Origin of the sequence: Micromonospora sp. CPCC 205539, assembly GCF_036906815.1 — a bacterium.
In the GTDB taxonomy this organism is placed as follows: domain Bacteria; phylum Actinomycetota; class Actinomycetes; order Mycobacteriales; family Micromonosporaceae; genus Micromonospora.
Map to the genome: position 1 here is coordinate 38,692 of NZ_JBAKHW010000034.1, position 20,900 is coordinate 59,591.

At 70.9% G+C, this 20,900-nt stretch carries 17 protein-coding genes; 5 read left to right on the forward strand and 12 right to left on the reverse strand.

What is annotated here, in order from left to right; translation table 11 throughout:
* Positions 1–586 precede the first annotated feature (586 nt).
* Positions 587–2,203 carry a pectate lyase family protein gene (locus V6V47_RS25275; protein ID WP_334630853.1) on the forward strand — a complete coding sequence of 539 codons (1,617 nt, stop codon included), beginning with the start codon at positions 587–589 and terminating at the stop codon, positions 2,201–2,203.
* A 119-nt stretch (positions 2,204–2,322) separates the two neighbouring features.
* Positions 2,323–4,824, forward strand: coding sequence for a pectate lyase family protein (locus tag V6V47_RS25280; RefSeq protein ID WP_334630854.1), 2,502 nt, complete (start codon positions 2,323–2,325; stop codon positions 4,822–4,824).
* On the opposite strand, the gene V6V47_RS25285 is transcribed toward V6V47_RS25280, so the two are convergent.
* The 12 genes from V6V47_RS25285 to V6V47_RS25340 form a co-directional block, all read right to left on the reverse strand.
* Entirely contained in the window at positions 4,749–5,477 is a 729-nt protein-coding gene (locus V6V47_RS25285; protein WP_334630855.1) for a LutC/YkgG family protein, read from the reverse strand. The two genes, V6V47_RS25280 and V6V47_RS25285, sit on opposite strands and share 76 nt — an antisense overlap.
* On the reverse strand, positions 5,474–6,907 hold the full coding sequence (locus V6V47_RS25290) for a LutB/LldF family L-lactate oxidation iron-sulfur protein (protein WP_334630879.1): 1,434 nt from the start codon (positions 6,905–6,907) through the stop codon (positions 5,474–5,476). The genes V6V47_RS25285 and V6V47_RS25290 overlap by 4 nt, the downstream gene beginning before the upstream one ends.
* 17 nt (positions 6,908–6,924) lie before the next feature.
* Positions 6,925–7,698: a (Fe-S)-binding protein gene (locus tag V6V47_RS25295; RefSeq protein WP_334630856.1), complete on the reverse strand. Its 774-nt coding sequence runs from the start codon at positions 7,696–7,698 to the stop codon at positions 6,925–6,927.
* Positions 7,699–7,701: 3 nt separating this feature from the next.
* The gene (locus V6V47_RS25300; RefSeq protein WP_334630857.1) at positions 7,702–9,141 is read right to left on the reverse strand and encodes a rhamnulokinase; all 1,440 of its coding nucleotides are present in this window, start codon (positions 9,139–9,141) and stop codon (positions 7,702–7,704) included.
* Complete coding sequence (locus V6V47_RS25305; RefSeq protein WP_334630858.1) at positions 9,141–9,839, reverse strand: SDR family oxidoreductase; 699 nt, start codon at positions 9,837–9,839, stop codon at positions 9,141–9,143. Before V6V47_RS25305 ends, V6V47_RS25300 begins: the two co-directional genes overlap by 1 nt.
* A 3-nt stretch (positions 9,840–9,842) precedes the next feature.
* Positions 9,843–11,174, reverse strand: coding sequence for a bifunctional rhamnulose-1-phosphate aldolase/short-chain dehydrogenase (gene rhaD / locus V6V47_RS25310; RefSeq protein WP_334630859.1), 1,332 nt, complete (start codon positions 11,172–11,174; stop codon positions 9,843–9,845).
* Positions 11,175–11,209: 35 nt separating this feature from the next.
* The gene (gene rhaI / locus V6V47_RS25315; RefSeq protein ID WP_334630860.1) at positions 11,210–12,391 is read right to left on the reverse strand and encodes an L-rhamnose isomerase; all 1,182 of its coding nucleotides are present in this window, start codon (positions 12,389–12,391) and stop codon (positions 11,210–11,212) included.
* Positions 12,388–12,789 (reverse strand): L-rhamnose mutarotase, encoded by a 402-nt coding sequence (locus V6V47_RS25320; protein ID WP_334630861.1) that lies wholly within the window; start codon positions 12,787–12,789, stop codon positions 12,388–12,390. Before V6V47_RS25320 ends, rhaI begins: the two co-directional genes overlap by 4 nt.
* A gap of 67 nt (positions 12,790–12,856) precedes the next feature.
* Positions 12,857–13,942, reverse strand: coding sequence for a rhamnose ABC transporter substrate-binding protein (gene rhaS, locus V6V47_RS25325; protein ID WP_334630862.1), 1,086 nt, complete (start codon positions 13,940–13,942; stop codon positions 12,857–12,859).
* Between the two features lie 38 nt (positions 13,943–13,980).
* Positions 13,981–15,036, reverse strand: a complete 1,056-nt coding sequence (locus V6V47_RS25330; RefSeq protein WP_334630863.1) for an ABC transporter permease — start codon at positions 15,034–15,036, stop codon at positions 13,981–13,983.
* Positions 15,026–16,087 carry an ABC transporter permease gene (locus V6V47_RS25335; protein WP_334630864.1) on the reverse strand — a complete coding sequence of 354 codons (1,062 nt, stop codon included), beginning with the start codon at positions 16,085–16,087 and terminating at the stop codon, positions 15,026–15,028. Before V6V47_RS25335 ends, V6V47_RS25330 begins: the two co-directional genes overlap by 11 nt.
* Positions 16,084–17,607: a sugar ABC transporter ATP-binding protein gene (locus V6V47_RS25340; protein ID WP_334630865.1), complete on the reverse strand. Its 1,524-nt coding sequence runs from the start codon at positions 17,605–17,607 to the stop codon at positions 16,084–16,086. The genes V6V47_RS25335 and V6V47_RS25340 overlap by 4 nt, the downstream gene beginning before the upstream one ends.
* A 246-nt stretch (positions 17,608–17,853) precedes the next feature.
* Here V6V47_RS25340 and V6V47_RS25345 point away from each other — a divergent pair, with 246 nt between their 5' ends.
* The 3 genes from V6V47_RS25345 to V6V47_RS25355 are packed head-to-tail and all read left to right on the forward strand — an operon-like array spanning position 17,854 to position 20,854.
* Positions 17,854–18,432 carry an IS607 family transposase gene (locus V6V47_RS25345; protein WP_334630866.1) on the forward strand — a complete coding sequence of 193 codons (579 nt, stop codon included), beginning with the start codon at positions 17,854–17,856 and terminating at the stop codon, positions 18,430–18,432.
* Positions 18,429–19,808 (forward strand): IS607 family element RNA-guided endonuclease TnpB, encoded by a 1,380-nt coding sequence (gene tnpB / locus V6V47_RS25350; protein WP_334630867.1) that lies wholly within the window; start codon positions 18,429–18,431, stop codon positions 19,806–19,808. Before V6V47_RS25345 ends, tnpB begins: the two co-directional genes overlap by 4 nt.
* A gap of 14 nt (positions 19,809–19,822) precedes the next feature.
* Positions 19,823–20,854, forward strand: coding sequence for a LacI family DNA-binding transcriptional regulator (locus tag V6V47_RS25355; RefSeq protein ID WP_334630868.1), 1,032 nt, complete (start codon positions 19,823–19,825; stop codon positions 20,852–20,854).
* Positions 20,855–20,900 lie beyond the last annotated feature (46 nt).

Below are 20,900 nucleotides of genomic sequence, written 5' to 3' on the forward strand. Positions count from 1 at the left end.
GCATTGACGTTGATCTCGCTTCCGTGCTTACTTCGCTGCAAACCTTTGCAGGCTCGAGAGGTGGATAACGGTGTCATCCAGGCCCGCCGGACCGAGGCTCCCCCGCCCCGTGCCGGCGATTCCCCCGCACCGACCGGCGCAGAGTCCGGCAGCGGTTCGCCCGCCGCCCGGCGTCGGCTCGCTCGGGGTCGGCGCCGCACGAATCAGGGTCGACACCGGCTCGCCCGGGGCGGGTCCCATGGCACCGAGGCCCGACGCCGGCGGCCGTAAGCGCGCCACGGGCGACCCGGTCCCCGCCCACAGAAAGCGCGTGGAGCATCGACAACTGAACGCCAGCCGTCGCGAGAAATGGCCCGTACGGCTGCAAAGAATGGGCACGACCGTCCGGTAGGAATCGGACGAACGCCTTCCAGCTCGGCCGCCAGCGGCCGGGCAATACGTATTGCCAAAATCGTCTGCAACATACCTGCACACGTGATGGATTGACTCTTACCACTGCGTCTACCTACCGTTCGTGTATGGCTCATTTCGTATCCGTTACGGCATCCGGCAAATGAGACCGCCACCACCACCAGGGAGGTCCATGATGAAATCACTGCACCCTCGGGGCCGCCCGGGGCCGCGGCTGATCGCCGCGGCGCTGACGGCCGGCGCGCTCGCCGCGGCGGCGGTGCTCATCGCCACCCCGCCCGCGTTCGCCGACACGCTGCTGAGCGACGACTTCTCCGACGGGAACGCGAACGGGTGGTCACGCTCCGGCGGGAGCTGGTCGGTGGTGACCGACGGCTCGTTGGTCTTTCGTCAGTCCGGCACCAGCAGCGACGCCCGAGCGTTGACCGGCACGGCGAGCTGGGTGGACTACGGCGTGCAGGCCCGGGTCAAGCCGACCGGGTTCGGCGGCACCAACCGGCATGTCGGGGTTGTCGCCCGAGCGCAGAGCAGCAGCAATTACTACGCGCTCGCGGTCACCGCCAGCGGCGGCGTGCAACTGCTCAAGCGGGCCGGCGGCGACCCGGTGGCGCTCGACTCCGCCGCGGGCGGCGTGACCACCGGCAGCTGGGCCACCCTCCGACTGGAGGCGGTCGGCTCGGCACTGCGGGGCTACGTCAACGGCGTGCTGGTGGTCGAGGCGACCGACACCGCGTTCGCCACCGGCCGGGCCGGGCTCGCCACGTCGTACGCGAGCGCCTCCTTCGACGACGTCCGGGTGGACACCGAGACCGGGGGGCCCGGGGAGCCGCCGGGCGAACCGACGCTGCCGCCCGCCGAACCACCGCTGGATCCGGGCGCACCGCCGATCGGTTTCGCGTCGGTGAACGCCCTCGGCCAGAACGGCACCACCGGCGGCGCGGGCGGCCCGACGGTCACCGTCGACACCGCCGCCGAACTGCTCACCGCGATCGGCACCGCCGGCCCACTGAACATCCGGGTCAGCGGCGTGATCGCGCTACCCGGCCCGATGCACGACGTGACCTCGGACAAGACGATCGTCGGCGTGGGCGCCAGCTCGGGCATCACCGGCGGCGGCCTGAACATCGGCCTGCCGGTGAGCACCGCGACCAGCCCGCCCGCCAATGCGGTGCACAACGTGATCGTCCGCAACCTGAACTTCCGTAACACGGTGGACGACGCGATCAACGTGCAGATGTTCTCGCACCACATCTGGCTCGACCACAACGACCTGGCGTACGGCTATGACGGGCTGATCGACATCAAGCGCGGCGCCAGCTACGTCACGGTCTCCTGGAACCACACCCATCACCACACCAAGAACATGCTGCTCGGGCACGACGACAGCAATGCCGCGCAGGACACCAACTACCTGAAGGTGACCTACCACCACAACTGGTTCGACCGGACGCCGCAGCGCAACCCGCGGGTCCGCTTCGGCGAGCCGGTGCACGTGCTCAACAACTACTTCGTCTACAACACCGACGTCGGGGTCGCCTGCCAGCTCAACTCCGGTTGTGTGGTCGAGGGCAACTACTTCGAGGACGTCGAGGTGCCCTGGTCGATCAGCTACGCCGGGGCCAAGGGCCGGCTGATCGCCCGCAACAACGTGCTCGCCGGCACCAGCGAGCCGGGTGACGCGGGTGGCTCGGTCCAGGAACCGAGCATCTACTACCCGTACACGGTCACCGATCCGAGCACGATCAAGTCGGTCGTCACGGCCGGCTCCGGCACCGGGAAACTCGGCTACTAGCAGCAGCGGCGGCGGGGGCCGGTGCCCGGCACTGGCCCCCACCTCCCGAACCATCCTGGGATTCCACCGCGCCACGACATCGATGTTTGTCGATGAAACGCCACCACCAAGGAGGTTCCGTGCAACCCACCGACACCTGGCGAAGGCATCGCCAAGGTCTCCTGATCGCGATCGGGGCCGCGCTCGCCGCGGTCGCGCTCGTCCTCGGCATGGGCGCCACCGGCGCCTACGCCGACACCCTCTTCAGCGACGACTTCGAGGACGGCAACGCCACCGGTTGGACCGCCTCCGGCGGCAGCTGGTCGGTCGCCACCGACGGCTCCCGGGTCTACCGGCAGTCCGGCACCAGCAGCGACGCCCGCTCACTGGCCGGCACGGCGAGTTGGACCGACTACTCGGTCCAGGCCACCGCCAAGCCGACCGCCTTCAACGGCTCCAACCGCTTCGTCGCCCTGCTGGCCCGGGCACAGAGCAGCACCAGCTACTACTACCTGGCCCTGCGCAGCAACAACACCGTCGAGCTCAAGCGACTCAGCGGCGGCTCCAGCACCACGCTGGACAGCGCGGCCGTCACGGTGACCGTCGGCACCGCGTACACGCTGCGGATCGACGTCGCCGGCAACTCGCTCAAGGGCTACGTGAACGGCACGCTGCTGACCGAGGCCACGGACAGCCAGTTCGCCAGCGGCCGGATCGGCGTGGCCACCTTCAACGCCAGCGCGAACTTCGACAATGTCCAGGTCACCACCACGGTCCCCGACCCGGACCCGACCGACCCGACGGACCCGCCCGGTAACCCGGGCCCCAACGTGGCCGACGGCTGGGCCTCGGTCGACGCCTGGGGCCAGAACGGCACTACCGGCGGCGCCGGTGGGCCGACCGTCACGGTGACCACCCCCGCGCAGTTCATCGCCGAGGCGGCCTCGACCGGCCCGAAGATCATCCAGGTGAGCGGGCTGCTCGCGCTGCCCGGCCCGATGCACGAGGTCACCTCGGACAAGACGATCGTCGGTCTCGGCGCCAACTCGGGCTTCACCGGCGGCGGCCTCAACATCGGCCTGCCGATCGACAACGCGGTCACCAGCCCGCCCGCGAACGCCGTCAACAACGTCATCGTCCGGAACCTCAACTTCCGCAACTGGGCGGACGACGCCATGAACGTCCAGATGTTCTCCCACCACATCTGGATCGACCACAACACCTGGACCACCGGCTCGGACGGCGGCCTCGACATCAAGCGCGGCTCGTCGTACGTGACGGTGTCCTACAACCACGCCGACGGCACCAACAAGAACATGCTGCTCGGGCACGACGACGGCAACGCCGCCCAGGACACCGGGCGGCTGAAGGTCTCCTACCACCACAACTTCTTCGACGAGACCCGCCAGCGCAACCCCCGGGTCCGCTTCGGCGACCAGGTGCACGTCTACAGCAACTACTACCTGAACACCGGTGACTACGGCGTCGCGGCCACCGAGAACTCGGGTGTGATCGTCGAGGGCAACTACTTCGAGAACGTCGACGACCCGTACCACCTGGCCGAGGCCGACTCGGGCCCCGGCAGGCTGGTCGCTCGGAACAACTGCCTGGTCAACACGGGCGCGGGCGAGACCGGTGGCAGCGTCACGAACCCGCCGTACTCGTACACCATCACCACCGCCTGCGACATCAAGGCCGTCGTGACCGCGCAGGCCGGGGTCGGCAAGGTCGGCCTGCCGGGCGGGCCGACCGACCCGCCGACCGACCCGACCGATCCCCCGACGAATCCGCCGCAGACGGGCCTCGTCGGCTGGGCCACCCAGAACGGCGGCACCACCGGCGGCGCGGCGGGCCAGACGGTCACCGTCTCCGACGGCCAGGCGCTCGCCGACGCCCTGGAGTCGGCGTCACCGCTGGTCATCCGGGTGCAGGGCTCGCTCACCATGCCGGACAAGATGAACGACGTCCGCTCCAACAAGACCGTGCTCGGCGTCGGCAACGCCACGCTGGACAACGGACTGAACGTCAGCAGTGCCACCAACGTCATCATCCGCAACCTCACCTTCCGAGGCTGGGACGACGACGCGGTCAACGTGCAGAACTCGCGCAACGTCTGGATCGACCACAACACCTTCGACGGCGGCTACGACGGCGCGCTGGACATCAAGCGTGAGTCGGACTTCGTGACCGTCTCGTGGAACCGGGTCATGAACCACACCAAGAGCATGCTGCTCGGCCACGACGACGGACACACCGCCGACATCGGGCACCTGCGCGTGACGTACCACCACAACTGGTTCGACGGCAGCAAGGAGCGGCACCCCCGGGTCCGGTTCGGTGACCCGGTGCACGTGTTCAACAACTACTACTACAACGCGGACTACGGCGTCGCGTCCACCATGGGCGCCGGGGTGCTCGTCGAGGGGAACTCCTTCGAGAACGTGACCCGGCCCACCGCCGTCGGCTACGCCGAGTCGGACCCGGGTGACCTCGTCCAGCGGAACAACCTCTTCGTCAACTCCGGTGCGCCGGAGAGCGCCGGGGACGTCGCCGCCATCCCGTACTCCTACCAACTCGACGCCGCCAGCGGTGTCAAGGCGACCGTCACCGCGGGTGCCGGCGCCGGACGCATCACCGTCTGACCGACCGGCGGGGCGACGGTCGTCGGACCGTCGCCCCGCTCGGGCGTCTCCCAGACGGGGACGAGCACCACGTGCAGGTGCCGCGGGCCGTGCACGCCCTCGACCCGGTTGAGTTCGATGTCGCTGGTGGCGGACGGGCCGCTGATCCAGGTGAGCGGGCGGTGCGGGTCGAGCCGCGCGAGGGCGTCCGGAACTCCGGCCACGACCTGATCGGTGCGCAGCACGCAGACGTGCACGTCGGGCAGGAGCGTGATGACGCGTCGGCCCTGGTCCGGGGCCGCGTCGAGCACGACGGTCCCGGTCTCGGCGACGGCCACGGCCGCGGCGGTGACCACCCCGGCGGCCGCCGCGATCTCGTCCCTCGACAGGTCGTCGTCGGTCAGCACGTCGACGGTGGCCGGCAGCCAGTGCCGGGGCAGCCCTGGCGGGATGACGACGCGTCGACCACCGAGGATCGTGTCGACGACCCGCGCCACCTCGCCGTCGGCACAGCGGTGCACGGTGGCCCGGTAGTCGGTGAGCCGGTGCACCAGCACGTCGAGCTGCACGGCACCACCGGCCGGCCGGTAGTGCCGCGGCACATCGCCGGCACCGGTCGGCGCGGAGCCGGGAGCGGTACGCAGCCGGCTCAGGATCACCTCACGGGAGCTCATCGCTGTGCCCACCATTCGCGGAAGGTCTGCGGCGGCGGCTGCGGCAGGTCGCGGCCGATGGTCCAGCCGGACAGGGGCGGGGGCAGCCCGCCGCCGCGCCGGCCGGCGAAACGGGAGACCCGCGCGGCGCGCTGCGCCGCCTCGTACAGCGAGGGGTGATCCATGGTGTACGCGGCCGCGGCCATCGCGACCGCCTCGGCGCTCGGCAGCCGATGCTCGCTGCGGTACGCGGCCGTGTGCTCGGCGCGCAGGTGCACCAGGATCGACGGGATGTCGATCTTCACAGGGCAGGCGTCGAAGCACGCGCCGCACAGCGACGACGCGTAGGGCAGCGAGGCGTTGTCCTCCACGCCGGTGAGCTGCGGAGAGAGCACCGCGCCGATCGGCCCGGGGTAGACCGAGCCGTACGCGTGCCCGCCGGTGCGCTCGTAGACCGGGCAGACGTTGAGGCAGGCCGAGCAGCGGATGCAGTGCAGCGCCTGGCGGCCGACCTCGTCGGCGAGCACCGCGCTACGGCCGTTGTCCAGCAACACGAGGTGGAAGTCCTGCGGCCCGTCGCCGGGCGTGACGCCGGTCCACATCGAGGTGTACGGGTTCATCCGCTCCCCGGTGGAGGCCCGGGGCAGCAGTTGCAGGAACACTTCGAGGTCGGCCCAGGTGGGGATGACCTTCTCGATGCCCATCACGGTGATCAGGGTGTCCGGCAGGGTGAGGCACATCCGGCCGTTGCCCTCGGACTCGACCACCGCGAGGGTGCCGGTCTCGGCCACGGCGAAGTTCGCCCCGGAGACGGCCACCCGGGTGCTGAGGAAGGTACGCCGCAGGTGGCGGCGGGCCGCCGCGGCCAGGATCGCGGGTTCGTCGGTCAACGCCGGGTCGACACCGGGCATCTCGCGCAGGAAGATCTCGCGGATCTCCGCCCGGTTACGGTGGATCGCGGGGACGAGGATGTGGCTGGGCTTGTCGTGCCCGAGCTGGACGATCAGCTCGGCCAGGTCGGTCTCCACCGGCTCGATGCCGGCCGCCTCCAGGGCCTCGTTGAGGCCGATCTCCTGGGTGGCCATCGACTTGACCTTCATGACCCGGTCGCTGCCGGTGGCCCTGACCAGGTCGGTGACGATCCGGTTGGCCTCGAGCGCGTCGGCGGCCCAGTGCACGGTGCCGCCGGCGGCGGTGACCGCGGCCTCCAGTTGCGCCAGCAGCTCGGGCAGACGGGCCATCGTGTCGGTCTTGATGGCCCGACCGGCCTCACGCAGCTCCTGCCAGTCCGGGACCTCGTCGATCACGGCGGCCGACTTGGCGCGGATCGTGGCGGTCGCGTGGCCGAGGTTACGGCGCAGTTGCGGGTCGGCGAGGCCACGTCGGGCGGCGACGGGGAACGGCTCGTCGCCGCGCAGGTGCCCGACACCACGCGGCGCGGTCGCCGGCATGCCGAGGAAGATCGGGCTCACGCCGTCACCACCCCGTCGGCCCGCCGCGCCTGCTCGCCGATCGGCTCGGTGCTGGCCAGGATCTCCGCGAGGTGCACGGTCCGTACGCCGGTCCGGAGCCGGGACAGGCCGCCGCCGATGTGCATGAGGCAGGACGCGTCCCCGGCGGTGCACACGTCGGCTCGGGTGGCCAGGACGTGACGCATCTTGTCGGCCAGCATCGCTGTGGAGGTGTCCGCGTTCTTGACGGCGAACGTGCCGCCGAAGCCGCAGCACTGCTCGGCCTGCGGCAGCTCCACCAGGTCCAGGCCACGGACCGCGCGCAGCAGCCGCAGCGGCTTGTCCCCCACCCGGATCATCCGCAGCGAGTGGCAGGTCGGGTGGTACGTCACCCGGTGCGGGTAGTACGCGCCGACGTCGGTCACCCCGAGCACGTCGACGAGCAGCTCCGACAGCTCGTAGGTGTGCCGGGCGACCTCCTCCGCCCGGCTGGCCAGCCGCTCGTCGCCCGCCCTGCGGGCCACCATGGCGTGCTGGTGCCGCACCGAGCCGACGCACGAGCCGGACGGGGCCACCACCACGTCGTACGGGGCGAAGGCGCGCACGTGCCGGCGCACCAGCCGCAGCGCCTCGTCCGGATAGCCGGTGTTGATGTGCATCTGCCCGCAGCAGGTCTGGTCCTGCGGAAAGACGACCTCGTGGCCGAGCCGTTCCAGCAGCCGTACCGTCGCCTTGGCCGCCTCGGGAAACATGGTGTCGGCCAGGCACGTGACGAACAGGGCTATGCGCAAGGCTCAGTCCTTCCACCCGAGGCGCCGGGCAGCCGCCCGCCACGCCGTCCCGGCACCGCTCGGCTCGAAGCGTACGACCTTCTGGGTCGCACGGAGAACGGCCCGTAGCGCCGGCAGGTCGCCGCCGAGCACCCCGAGGGCGCGGGCCTGCACCAGGACGTTGCCCAGCGCGGTGGCCTCCACCGGCCCGGCGAGCACCGGTAGGCCGCAGGCGTCGGCGGTGAGCTGGCAGAGCAGGTCGTTGCGCGCGCCGCCGCCGACGATGTGCACGGCGTCGACGTGCCGATCGGAGAGCAGTTGCGCCTGGTGCACGGCGCGCCGATGCGCCAGCGCGAGGCTGTCGAGGATGCACCGGACCGTGGCGGCCGGGGTGACCGGGACCGGCTCGCCGGTCCGGCGGCAGGCGTCGACGATGCGCGCCGGCATGTCGCCGGGAGGCAGGAACGCCGGGTCGTCCAGGTCCACGACGCAGCGGTACGCCGGCTCCCGGGCCGCCTCCCGGAGCAGGACCGGCAGGTCCGGGCTGCCCCAGGCGCGCAGCGACTCCTGTAGCGGCCACAGGCCCATCACGTTGCGCAGGTAGCGGATCGTGCCGTCGACACCGGCCTCGTTGGTGAAGTTGGCCAGCCGGCTCGCCTCGCTGAGCACCGGGCTCTCCAGCTCGACCCCGACCAGCGACCAGGTGCCGCAGGAGATGTAGGCGAAGTGGTCACCCGTCGCCGGCACCCCCACCACGGCGGACGCGGTGTCGTGCGATCCCACCGCCACGACGGCCGGATCACCGGGCAGGCCCAGGGCGGGCAGGACCGGACCGATCCGGGTGCCCGGTTCGCGCAGCGGCGGGAACAGGTCGCTGCGGATCCCCGCGTCCGCCATCAGGTCGGTCGCCCAGGCGCGGCGGCGCAGGTCGTACAGCTGGGTGGTGGAGGCATTGGTGATCTCGGCGCCGATCTCACCGGTCAGCCAGTACGCGATGAGGTCCGGGATCAGCAGCAGTCGGTGCGCGATGGCCACCTGCGGCGTACCGGCGGCGGCGACGAGCTGGTACAGGGTGTTGAACGGCAGGTGCTGCAGCCCGGTCGTGGTGTAGAGCCGCCGCCTGCCCACCTGCTTCGCCACCCGGTCACCGACGCCGTCGGTACGCCCGTCGCGGTAGTGCACCGGATTGCCGAGCAGTGCGCCCGTCGCGTCGAGCAGCCCGTAGTCCACCGCCCAGGTGTCGACGCCGATGCTGGCGACCGGACCGGCGGCGCGCAGACCGTCGAGGACGCCCCGGTACAGCGCCAGGACGTCCCAGTGCAGGGTGCCGCCCAGGCGCACCGGTTCGTTGCGGAACCGGTGCGCCTCGGTCAGCTCCAGCGTGCCGGGCCCGACCTGGGCGTGCATGACCCGGCCGCTGGAGGCGCCCAGGTCCACGGCGGCGACTCGCACGGCAGCGCTCATCAACGGAGGAAGGCTGCCGCGACGCCGGCGTCCACCGGGATGTGCAGCCCGGTCGTGTGCGACAGCTCGCCGCCGGTGAGGACGAAGACCGCGTTGGCGACGTGCTCCGGCAACACCTCACGCTTGAGCAGGGTGCGCTGGGCGTAGAACTCGCCGAGCTTCTCCTCCGGCACGCCGTAGACGGCGGCCCGCTTCGCACCCCACCCGCCGGCGAAGATGCCGGAGCCGCGGACCACCCCGTCCGGGTTGACGCCGTTGACCCGGATGCCGTGGCCGCCGAGTTCGGCGGCGAGCAGCCGGACCTGGTGCGCCTGGTCGGCCTTGGCCGCGCCGTACGCCACGTTGTTCGGGCCGGCGAACAGTGAGTTCTTGCTGGAGATGTAGACGATGTCGCCGCCCATCCCCTGCGCCAGCAGCACCCGCGTGGCCTCCCGGGAGACCAGGAAGGACCCCTTCGCCATGACGTCGTGCTGCACGTCCCAGTCCGCCTCGGTCGTGTCGAGCAGTGACTTGGACAGCGACAGTCCCGCGTTGTTGACGACCAGGTCCACCCCGCCGAAGGCGAGCACCGCATCGCGCAGGGCACCGGCGACCGCCGTGCCGTCGCTGACGTCGGCGGCGACGGCGACCGCGACGTCGGTGCCGCCGATCTCCGCGGCGACGGTGGCGGCGGCGCCGGCGTCCCCGTCGGGGACCACGACTCACGCGCCCTCGGCCGCGAGCGGGTGGGGGGTCGCCCGGCCGATGCCGGAGCCACCGCCGGTGACGAACGCGATCCGCGTGGCCAGGGCTTTCGGCTTCGGCATGCGCTGGAGCTTCGCCTCCTCCAGGGCCCAGTACTCGATGCGGAACTTCTCGGCCTCGTCGATCGGCGCGTACCGGGACACGGACTCCGCGCCGCGCATGACGTTGATGGCGTTGACGTAGAACTCGCCGGCGACGCGGGCGGTCTGCTTGTTGGCCCCGAAGCTGAACATGCCCACGCCGGGCACCAGGACGACGGCCGGGTCGGCGCCGCGCAGCGCGGGGCTGTCCGGGTCGGCGTGCCGCTCGTAGTAGGCCCGGTAGTCGTCGCGGTACGCGGTGTGCAGCTCCCTGAGCCGGGCCGTCACGTCGTCGATTCCGGCGGTGGGCGGCAGGTCGAGCACCATCGGCCGAACCTTGGTCCGCAGGAAGTGATCTGGGCAGGAGGTGCCGAGGGCCGCCAGGGCGGGGTGCTTCTCCCGCGCGACGAAGTCGAGCACCACGTCGCTGTCGGTGAAGTGCCCCACCTGCGGTCGATCCGTGGAGGCGAGACCCCGCAGCACCGGGAACAGCTCCGCCGCCCGACGTCGCCGTTCCTCCGTCGGCAGCGGCTGGTAACCGTCGACGACCGGCCCGAACGGCTCGGCCCGGCCCCGCTCGTCGAGGTACGCCTGCGCGGCACGAATGATCTCCAGCGAGTTGCGTTCGCACTCCTCGCTGGTCGCGCCCCAGGCGGTGATGCCGTGCCCACCGAGGATCACGCCGATCGCCTGCGGGTTGGCCCGTGCCACCGCGGCGATGTCGACACCGAGCTGGAAGCCGGGCCGCCGCCACGGGATCCACTGCACCCGATCGCCGAAGATCTCCTTGGTCAGCTCGGGCCCGTCCGCGGCGGCGGCGATCGCGATGCCGGCGTCGGGGTGCAGGTGGTCGACGTGCGCCGCGTCGACCAGCCCGTGCATCGCGGTGTCGATGGACGGCGCGGCCCCTCCCCGGCCGTGCAGGCAGTAGTCGAACGCGGCGACCATCTCGTCCTCACGCTCGATGCCGGGGTAGACGTCGACGAGGGCGCGCAGCCGGTCCAGTCGCAGCGCGGCCAGACCCGCGCTGGTGAGGGTGCCGAGGTCACCGCCGGAGCCCTTCACCCACAGCAGCTCGACGGGCCCGCCGGTGACCGGGTCGGTGCCCTCGACCTTGGCGGAGGTGTTGCCCCCCGCGTAGTTCGTCGTGGTCGGGTCGGCGCCGAGCCGGTTGCTGCGCGCGATCAGCGCCTGAACCTCGGTGTGCATCGTCCTCACGTCCCTGTCTGCGTTTCCGGTGATGATCAGGCGCCCCAGCCAGCCTGCTGGCCGTCGGCGCGTTCGGCGCGGATCTTGTCGAAGTAGCCGGAGCGGGCGTACGCGGCCATCGGGTCCGGGTCCAGCCCCAGGTCCGTACGGAGGCCGGCGAGCAACGGCCGGACGTCGGTGTTGTACGCGTCCATCAGCACGGCGTTGGCGGCGAGCACGTCACCGGCCTGCTGTGCGGCGGCCAATGCGGCCGGGTCGACGAGCAGGGCCTTCGCCGTCGCCTCCTGCACGTTGAGCACCGAACGGATGATGGCCGGAATCTTCGCCTCGATGTTGTGGCACTGGTCGAGCATGAAGGCGATGCCGGCCTCCGGTGCCAACGCGTCGCCCCGGACGATCTCGTACATGATCCGGAACAGCTGGAACGGGTCCGCGGAGCCGACCATCAGGTCGTCGTCGGCGTAGAAGCGGGAGTTGAAGTCGAACGCGCCGAGCTTCCCGACGCGCAGCAGGAACGCCACGATGAACTCGATGTTCGTGCCCGGCGCGTGGTGGCCGGTGTCGATGACCACCTGCGCCTTCGGGCCCAGCTCCAGGCAGTGCGCGTACGCGGTGCCCCAGTCCGGGACGTCGGTGGCGTAGAACGCCGGCTCGAACAGCTTGTACTCCAGCAGCAGCCGCTGGTCGTCACCGAGCCGGTCGTACGTCTCGCGCAGCGCCACCGCGAGCCGGTCCTGCCGGGAGCGGATGTCGTCCTGACCGGGGTAGTTGGTGCCGTCGGAGAACCACAGCTTCAGGTCGCGGGAGCCGGTGCGGTCCATGATGTCCACGCACTCGAGCAGGTGGTCGATCGCCTTGCGGCGTACACCCCGGTCCGGGTTGGTGACGCTGCCCAGCTTGTATTCGTTGTCCTGGAAGACGTTGGCGTTGATCGCGCCCAGCGTGACGCCCTGCTCGGCCGCGTACCCGGCCAGGTCCGCGTAGTCGTCGACCCGGTCCCACGGGATGTGCAGGGCCACCGTCGGCGCGACGCCGGTGAGCCGGTGGACGACCGCCGCGTCGGCGACCTTCTCGTACGGGTTGCGCGGCACGCCCTCCTGGGCGAAGACCTTGAACCGGGTGCCGGAGTTGGCATACGCCCAGGACGGGGTCTCGATGCGCTGGCCGCGCAGGGCCTGCTTGACCCGCTCAAGGGTCTGCGCGTCGGGCTGCGTCATGATGGTTCTCCCGTCTCTGCGGCGAGCTGCGCCGGAGGCTGTGCGGCAAGCCGCACCGCAGGTTCTGCGGCGAGCTGCGCCTCAAGGTTGAAGACCTCGTCCAATGGCCGCATGGAACGGTCGGCGGCGCCGTGGTCGAGGTCGACGAAGTAGGGCGCCATCTCCGCCTGCCAGCGGGCGTTGACGGCGCGGTCCTGCATGGCGGCCTGAGCCGCCTCGAAGTCGTCGGTGACGAGGTATCCCACGAGCAGGCCGTCCTCGCGCAGGAAGAGCGAGTAGTCGCGCCAGCCGCTCTCGGCCAGGGCGGTCAGCATCTCCGGCCAGACCTGCGCGTGGCGGGCGCGGTACTCGTCCAGGCGATCGGGGCGGACCTGCAGGGTGAAGCAGACGCGGGGCATGGATCTCCTGTCGGCACCCCCGGTCGGTGCGGCGCGATGTGCGCGCCGACACCGACCGGGAGGGCGGTCAGAACTGGAACTGGTCGATGTTGTTCTTGTCGAAGACGGTGGGCGGGCCGAGGACGACCACCCCGTCCTTGCCGACGGTGTACTCGCCGAGCTTGCCGGCCTTGAACTTGTCGCCCTCGGCACCGGTGATCTGGCCCGAGGCGAGGGCCGCGCCGGCGTACGTCGCGAGGTAGCCGAGGTCGGCCGGGCTCCACAGGGCGAACGCGTCGACGGTGCCGTCCTTGACGTACTGCCGCATCTGGTTGGGGGTGCCCAGACCGGTCAGCTTGACCTTGCCCTTGTACTGCGAGCCGCTGAGGTAACGGCCGGCGGCCGCGACGCCGACGGTGGTCGGCGAGATGATGCCCTTGAGATTCGGGTACGACTGGAGAAGGCCCTGGGTCTCCTGGAAGGACTTCTGGTCGTCGTCGTTGCCGTACGCCACGGTGACCAGCTTGATCTTGGCGTACTCGGGCTTCTTCAGCTCTTCCTTCATGAGCGCGATCCAGGCGTTCTGGTTGGTCGCGTTGGCGGTCGCGGAGAGGATCGCGACCTCACCGGCGCCGCCGATCTGCTCCGAGATGAGCTTGACCTGGTTTTCCGCGATGCCCTCGGCGGTCACCTGGTTGACGAAGATCTGGCGGCACTCGGGCTTGGTGTCGGAGTCGAACGTGACGATCTTCGCGCCGGCCGTCTTCGCCTGGTTCAACGCGCCGCAGATCGCGTTCGGGTCGTTGGCCGAGGTGACGATGACGTCCATGCCCTGCTGCGACAGCGTGTTGATGTAGCTGACCTGGGACGAGGCACTGGCCTCGGAGGGGCCGACCTCCTTGAACTCGCCCTTGATCTCGTCGACCGCCGCCTTGCCGCCGCCGTCCGAGACGGTGAAGTACGGGTTGTTGAGCTGCTTGGGCAGGAAGGCGATCTTGAGCCCCGCCTTGATGGGGGCGTCGGGATTGGCGGCGCCGCTGGCCTGCGACCCGGAGCCGGTGTCCTTGCCGGCGTCGTCCCGGGTGGTGCCGCCACAGGCCGTGGCGCTGAACAGCAATGCGGCGATGGTGAGGCTGGTGGCCCCGACACGGAGCCCTCTGCGGTACGCGGACATCGTCATCCTTCCGGGGGTGGTTGGTACGCGGGGGAACGTCACGAAGCGACGGGCTGTCGCTGTCGTCGACGGTGCAGCCGGGCGCGGACGTCCGCGACGGCGTTGGGCAGCACGACGGATGCGATGAGCAGAGTGCCGGTGACGATCGTCAACGCGTTGGCGTCGACGTCGGCGAGCTGCAGCGCGTTGCGCAGGACGCCGAGGAGCAGGACGCCGGCCAGCACACCGAGCAGACCGCCCCGACCGCCGAAGATCGAGACACCGCCGAGCAGGACGGCGGTCACCACGGTCAACTCCAGGCCGGTGGCGTTGTCGCCGCGGGCGCTGGCGTAGCGCAGCGTCCAGAAGATGCCGACCAGCCCGCACACCGCACCGGAGGCCACGAAGAGCCAGAACTTCGTCCGGGCCACCGAGACGCCGGTGAACGTGGCCGCCTGGTCGTTGTTGCCCATGGCGTAGAGCGCCCGGCCGGCCGAGGTGGCGTGCAGCACCACCCCGAAGATCACCGCGAGCACCAGCACCGGCACCACCACGACCGGGATCGACGTGCCGGGGATGTTCCGCACCATGGCGGCGGTCCAGTCGGCCGGGAAGTCCGCCACCGCCTGGTCGCCGAGCACCACGAAGGACAACCCCCGGTAGAGGGCGAGCGTGCCGATGGTCACCGCCAGCGAGGGCAGGCCGAAGCCCGTCACGAAAAGCCCGTTCACCGCACCGAGTACGGCACCGAGCAGCACCACGAGGACGCAGATCAACTCCAACGACAGCCCACTGGAGAGCCAGAGCTGCCCCATGAGGGTGCTGCACAGACCGACCATGCTGGCCACCGAGAGGTCGATCTCACCGGTGATGACGATCAGGGTCATCGGCAGCGCGATGAGCGTCAACGGCACCAGATCGAGCAGCAGGAACTGGGCGTTGCGGCCGGTGGCGAAGTTCTCCACGGTCAGGCCGGCCACCAGCACGACGACCACGAGAGCGGCGACGATCGCCGCGTCCCAGGAGCCGAGCAGCCCGCGCAGGGTGGCGAGGCGACCCGCGTCCGGCTCGGCCTCGGCGGTGGGTGGTGCGGCGTACAGGCTGTCATGCGCCATGGGCGCTTCTCCCTCGGAGCCGGGCCGCCATCCGCAGGGCCAGGAGTCGGTCCAGCCCGATGGCGGCGAGGATCAGTGCGCCGACCACGGCCTGCTGCCAGAACGGGTCGATGCGCAGGACGGCGAGCGAGCTGCCGATCGTGGTCAGCAGCACGGCGCCGAGCGCCGCGCCGTAGGCGCTGCCGCTGCCGCCGAAGATGGCCACCCCGCCGACCACGGCGGCGGCGACGACCTGGAGTTCCAGGCCGTTGCCGGCGGCGGCGTCGAGGGTGCCGAACCGGGCCGCGTACAGGACGCCGGCCAGGCCGGCCAGTGCGCCGTTGGCGACGAACACCGCGAACACCCGTCGGCCCACCGGGATGCCGGAGAGGCGGGCGGCCGCCGGTTCGGAGCCGATCGCGTAGAGCTCCCGGCCACTGCGGTAGGAGCGCAGGTAGAAGCCGACGGCGGCGACCACGACCAGCGCGACGAGAAACAGGATGGGTACGCCGAGCACCGTCTGGTTGCCCAGCCGCAGGAACGACGGCGGCATGTCGGCCGCGTTGATCTGCCGACCGGACGCCCAGTAGTAGTCGACACCGCGGAAGGCGTAGAGGGTGCCGAGGGTGATGACCAGGGCTGGCACCCGGGCCACCGCGATCAGGCCACCGTTGACCACGCCGCACAACGCGCCGAGCGCGATACCCAGCAGGAGCGCCACCGGCCACGGGGTGCCGGGCGCGTTGACGAACAGCGTGCCGGTGGCGAAGGCGACCAGGCCCAGGATCGAGCCCACGGAGAGATCGACGTTGCGGGTGACGATGACCAGGGTCTGACCGACCGCCAGGATCACCAGGATCGCGCAGCCCAGCAGCAAGTCCTTGATGCTCTGGCTGCTCAGGAACCGGTCGTTGCGCACGGTGGTCACCAGGACCAGCAGGCCGAGCGCGATGAGCAGGCTCAGCTCGCGTACGGCCAGCAGCCGCTCGCCGAGGCCCCGGCGCTGCCGGCCGGGATCGGTCGGCGCGGCGCCGGTGGTCTGCTCGGGCACGTCGGTGTCGGTGCGGCTCATGCGGTCACTCCTCGACCGGTGGCGGCGAACATGACGGAGGTCTCGTCCGCCTCGGCCCGGGGCAGCTCGCGGACCAGCCGTCCCTCGTGCATGACCAGGACGCGGTCGGCCATGCCGAGCACTTCGGGCAGCTCGCTGCTGATCATCAGGATGGCGAGCCCCTCACCGGCCAACTCCGAGAGCAGCCGGTGCACCTCGGACTTGGTGCCGACGTCGATGCCCCGGGTCGGTTCGTCGATGATCAGCACTCGGGGCTCGGTGGCGAGCCACTTGGCGAGCACGACCTTCTGCTGGTTGCCGCCGGAGAGGGTCGCCACGGGCGCGCCCAGCCGGGCGCCCTTCACCTGGAGTCGACGCGTCCAGCGGCTGGCCTCGACGCGTTCGGCGCCACCGAGCAGGATGCCCAACCGGCTCAACGCCCGGCGGCGGGCCAGGGTGGCGTTGCGCTCCACCGACAGCTCCATGACCAGGCCCTGCTGCCGCCGGTCCTCGGGGACCAACGCCATGCCGGCGGCGATCGCCCGGCCCGGGTTTCCCGCCCGGATCGGCTTGCCGGCCACCAGCACCTCGCCCGCGTCGTAGCGGTCGACGCCGAAGACGGCGCGGGCGACCTCGCTGCGGCCGGCGCCAACCAGCCCGGCCAGCGCGACGATCTCCCCGCCCCGCACGGAGAACGACACGTCACTGAAGACGCCGGCCCGGGTCAGCCCACGGACCTCGAGCAGCGTGTCCCGTACCTCGGCGGGTTGCTTCGGGTAGAGCGCGGAGACGTCCCGGCCGACCATGCGCCGCACCACCTCGTCGACGGTGAGGTCGGCGGCGAGATCACTGGAGACCCAGGCGCCGTCGCGCAGCACGGTGATGCGGTGGCACAGGTCGAAGACCTCGTCGAACCGGTGGGAGATGAACAGCACCGCCGCCCCGCGTTCGCAGAGGGACCGGGCCACCGCGAAGAGCCGTTCGACCTCGATGCCGGAGAGCGCGGCGGTGGGTTCGTCCATGACCAGGACACGGGCATCGAACGAGAGCGCCTTGGCGATCTCGACGAGCTGCTGGTCGGCGATGGAGAGCCCCCGCGCGGGGCGGGTCGGGTCGATCCGGACCCCGAGCCGCTGAAACAGCAGCTCGGCGTCGCGGTTCATGGCCGCGGTGTCGATGCGGCGCAGACCGCGCAGCGGTTGCCGGCCCATGAAGATGTTCTCCGCCACGGACAGATCCGGGAAGAGCGTCGGCTCCTGGTAGATGACGGCGACGCCGGCGGCCCGGGCGTCGGCGGGGCCGCGCAGCCGCAGCGGCTGCCCGTCGAGGGTCAACTCACCGGAGTCCGGCTCGTGCGCGCCGGCCAGGACCTTGACGAGGGTGGACTTGCCCGCGCCGTTCTCGCCGACCAGGGCGTGGGCCTCGCCGGAGTGCAGCGCCAGGTGCACCCCGCGCAGCGCGGCGACGGCCCCGAAGGACTTCGTCACGCCGTCGAGGACCAGCAGCGGAGGGCCGGTCGTGCCCGGTGCGTCGGCGGTCATCCGATCCCCTCCTGAATCGTTTCATGCGTCGTGCATGGACGGTAGGGGTCGGCCTTCGAGAGCGTCAAGAGTTTCACCGCTATTTCTTCCCTGTTGCCACACCGTGCCGAATAGATGAAACGTTTTAGCCGCTATAGACTTCCGACGCGACCTGGCCGTGCCGTCCCACCGCGTGGGTCCGCCACCACCGCACGAGCATCGAGGGTTATCGGTTGCAAGACGATCAGTAAGCGGTAGTATGCAATGGTGAACTTGAAGGAGTGGGCGAAACGGGAGGGTGTCCATCCGGTTACGGCGTATCGCTGGTTCCGGGAGGGCAAGCTGCCCGTGCCCGCTCGGCGGGTCGGCGGGTTGATCCTGGTGGAGCAGCCCACCGACCCGCCGCCGTCGGATATCACGGTGGTATATGCCCGGGTGTCGTCAGCCGACCTGAAGTCCGACCTGGACCGGCAGGTCGCTCGGGTGACCGCGTGGGCAACCGGGCGGAACCTCGCGGTGTCGCGGGTGGTGACCGAGGTCGGCTCGGCGCTGGACGGGCGGCGGAAGAAGCTCCTTGCTCTGTTGCGTGACCCTGCCGTGACGAGCATCGTGGTCGAGCGCCGCGACCGGATCGCCCGGTTCGGCGCCGAGTATGTGGAAGCGGCCCTCGCGGCGCAGGGTCGACGACTGCTGGTCATCGACCCGGCGGAGGTGGACGACGACCTGGTGCGCGACGTCACCGAGATCCTGACGTCACTGTGTGTCCGGCGCTACGGCCGCCGTGGCGCCGCGAACCGCGCCCGCCGCGCGGTCGACGCTGTCACTGACACGGAGGCCGTGGGGTGAAGACGTTCCAGGCGTACCGGTTCGCCCTCGACCTGAGCCCGGCGCAGGAACGCGCGGTGTACGCGCACGCCGGGGCCGCTCGGGTGGCTCACAACTGGGCGCTTGCGCGGGTGAAAGCGGTCATGGACCAGCGGGCCGCCGAACGTTCCTATAGCGTGCCGGACAAGCTGCTGACACCGTCGCTGTCGTGGTCGTTCGCAGGGCTGCGCAAGGCGTGGAACACCGCGAAGCCCGACGTGGCGCCGTGGTGGGCCGAAGTGTCCAAAGAGGCCTTCAACACCGGCCTGGATGCCCTGGCCCGCGCGTTAAAGAACTGGGCCGACTCCCGGTCAGGTAAGCGCAAGGGACGGCCGGTCGGGTTCCCCCGCTACAAGTCCCGCCGCCGCAGCACACCATCGGTGCGTTTCACCACCGGCGCCATCCGCGTCGAGCCGGATCGCAAGCATGTGGTGCTGCCGCGGCTGGGTCGGTTGAAGGTGCACGAGTCGACCCGGAAACTGGCCCGCCGTGTGGAGGCCGACACCGCCCGGATCATGTCCGCCACCCTGCGCCGTGACGGCGGACGTTGGTATGTCGCGTTCTGTGTGGAGGTCGAACGCCCCGACCGCACGCCGGCCCGCCCTGAGTCGGTTGTTGGTGTCGACGTCGGCGTTCGGCACCTCGCGGTCCTGTCGACCGGCGACCTGGTGCCGAACCCGCGTTACCTCACCGACGCCCAGCGCCGCCTGCGGACTCTCGCGCGGGTGGTGTCGCGCAAGATCGGCCCGGACCGGCGTACCGGGCAGCGCCCGTCGAACCGTTGGCGGCGGGCGTGCACCCGTCTCGGCCGGGCGCACGCCCGGGTGGCGAACCTGCGCCGTGATGGCCTGCACAAACTCACCACCCGCCTGGCCACGACCTACGGCACGGTCGTCGTGGAAGACCTGAACGTGGCCGGGATGTTGACCAACCGGCGACTGGCCCGACACATCGCTGATGCTGGGTTCGCGGAGATCTGCCGCCAACTCGCCTACAAGACCACTTGGAACGGCGGCCGGCTCATCACCGCCGACCGCTGGTATCCGTCCTCGAAAACCTGCTCAGGCTGCGGCACGGTGAAAACCAAGCTTGCCCTGTCCGAGCGCGAATACGAATGCGGCACGTGTGGCCTGACTCTGGACCGGGACCTCAACGCCGCCCGCAACCTCGCCGCCCTCGCGGCACAGACAACAACCGCCGGGAGTGGCTCGGTGGCAGCACGTGGAGCAGACCGTAAGACCCGTACACGCGGGCAGGTGGCCGAGAAACGTGAACCCGGCACGGCACCCGCCGGTAAGACCGGGACCGTCCCACCGCAAGGCGGGACTACTGATCGTGCACTCACTAAAGCGCACTGAGAGGTAACGGAGTCATGGCAACGGCGAACATCAAGGAGGTCGCCCGGCATGCCGGCGTTTCCCTCGGCACCGTGAGCAACGTGCTCAACCGACCCGACACGGTCGCTCCCGCCACTCGTCAGCGGGTGCTCGACGCCATCACCACCCTCGGCTACGTCCGCAACGACTCCGCGCGCCAACTGCGCGCCGGGCACAGCCGTACGGTCGCCATCGTGGTCCTGGACGTGGCCAACCCCTTCTTCACCGACGTCGTCCGGGGCGCCGAGCAGGTCATCGAGGAAGCCGGCGCGATGCTCGTCGTCTGCAACAGCGGCGAGGACCGGGCCCGGGAGCGCCGCCACCTGGAGTTGCTGGAGGAGCAGCGGGTCCGCGGCGTCCTCATCACCCCGGTCGGCCACGGCCCCCAACCCAACCTCGACAAGCTCATCGACCGGGGCATCCCGGTGGTGCTGGTGGACCGGGGCACGGGCCGGGCGAACCGCTGCTCGGTGGCGGTCGACGACGTTCTCGGTGGCCGGCTCGCCATGGACCACCTGCTCGACCAGGGTCACCAGCGCATCGCGTACCTCGGCGGGCCGCTCTCCCTCGCCCAGGTCGCCGACCGGCACGCGGGAGCCGCCGCCGCGCTGGACGACCGTGGTGGCACCGCCGAACTCCGGGTGGCCGTGACGACCAGCCTGACCGTCGCCGCCGGCCGCCGCGCCGCCGAGGAACTGCTCGCGCTGCCGGTCCGGCAGCGCCCCACCGCCGTGTTCTGCGCCAACGACCTGATCGCGCTCGGCGTACTCCAGGAACTGACCGCGCGTGGCCTGCGGGTGCCGGCCGACGTGGCCATCGTCGGCTACGACGACATCGAGTTCGCCGACGCGGCGGCCGTGCCACTGTCGTCGGTACGCCAACCCCGCGACCAGCTCGGCCGCACCGCCGCGGAGCTGCTGCTGGAGGAGGCCGAGTCCGGCGACACGCACCGGCACCGGCACGTGGTGTTCCAGCCCGAGCTGGTCGTACGCCGCTCCAGCGAGCAGCCCCGACGCGCCCGGCGCTGACCCGGGCCTGCCCCGGCACCGACCGGTCCATGTGGCCGCCCTTTGC

Excerpts from the sequence above, each read along its gene's own strand:
- V6V47_RS25275 (WP_334630853.1), top strand. The coding sequence starts at position 587 with ATGAAATCACTGCACCCTCGGGGCCGCCCGGGGCCGCGGCTGATCGCC.
- V6V47_RS25285 (WP_334630855.1), bottom strand. The coding sequence starts at position 5,477 with ATGAGCTCCCGTGAGGTGATCCTGAGCCGGCTGCGTACCGCTCCCGGC.
- V6V47_RS25290 (WP_334630879.1), bottom strand. The coding sequence starts at position 6,907 with ATGCCGGCGACCGCGCCGCGTGGTGTCGGGCACCTGCGCGGCGACGAG.
- V6V47_RS25300 (WP_334630857.1), bottom strand. The coding sequence starts at position 9,141 with ATGAGCGCTGCCGTGCGAGTCGCCGCCGTGGACCTGGGCGCCTCCAGC.
- rhaD (WP_334630859.1), bottom strand. The coding sequence starts at position 11,174 with ATGCACACCGAGGTTCAGGCGCTGATCGCGCGCAGCAACCGGCTCGGC.
- rhaI (WP_334630860.1), bottom strand. The coding sequence starts at position 12,391 with ATGACGCAGCCCGACGCGCAGACCCTTGAGCGGGTCAAGCAGGCCCTG.
- V6V47_RS25320 (WP_334630861.1), bottom strand. The coding sequence starts at position 12,789 with ATGCCCCGCGTCTGCTTCACCCTGCAGGTCCGCCCCGATCGCCTGGAC.
- rhaS (WP_334630862.1), bottom strand. The coding sequence starts at position 13,942 with ATGTCCGCGTACCGCAGAGGGCTCCGTGTCGGGGCCACCAGCCTCACC.
- V6V47_RS25330 (WP_334630863.1), bottom strand. The coding sequence starts at position 15,036 with ATGGCGCATGACAGCCTGTACGCCGCACCACCCACCGCCGAGGCCGAG.
- V6V47_RS25335 (WP_334630864.1), bottom strand. The coding sequence starts at position 16,087 with ATGAGCCGCACCGACACCGACGTGCCCGAGCAGACCACCGGCGCCGCG.
- V6V47_RS25340 (WP_334630865.1), bottom strand. The coding sequence starts at position 17,607 with ATGACCGCCGACGCACCGGGCACGACCGGCCCTCCGCTGCTGGTCCTC.
- V6V47_RS25355 (WP_334630868.1), top strand. The coding sequence starts at position 19,823 with ATGGCAACGGCGAACATCAAGGAGGTCGCCCGGCATGCCGGCGTTTCC.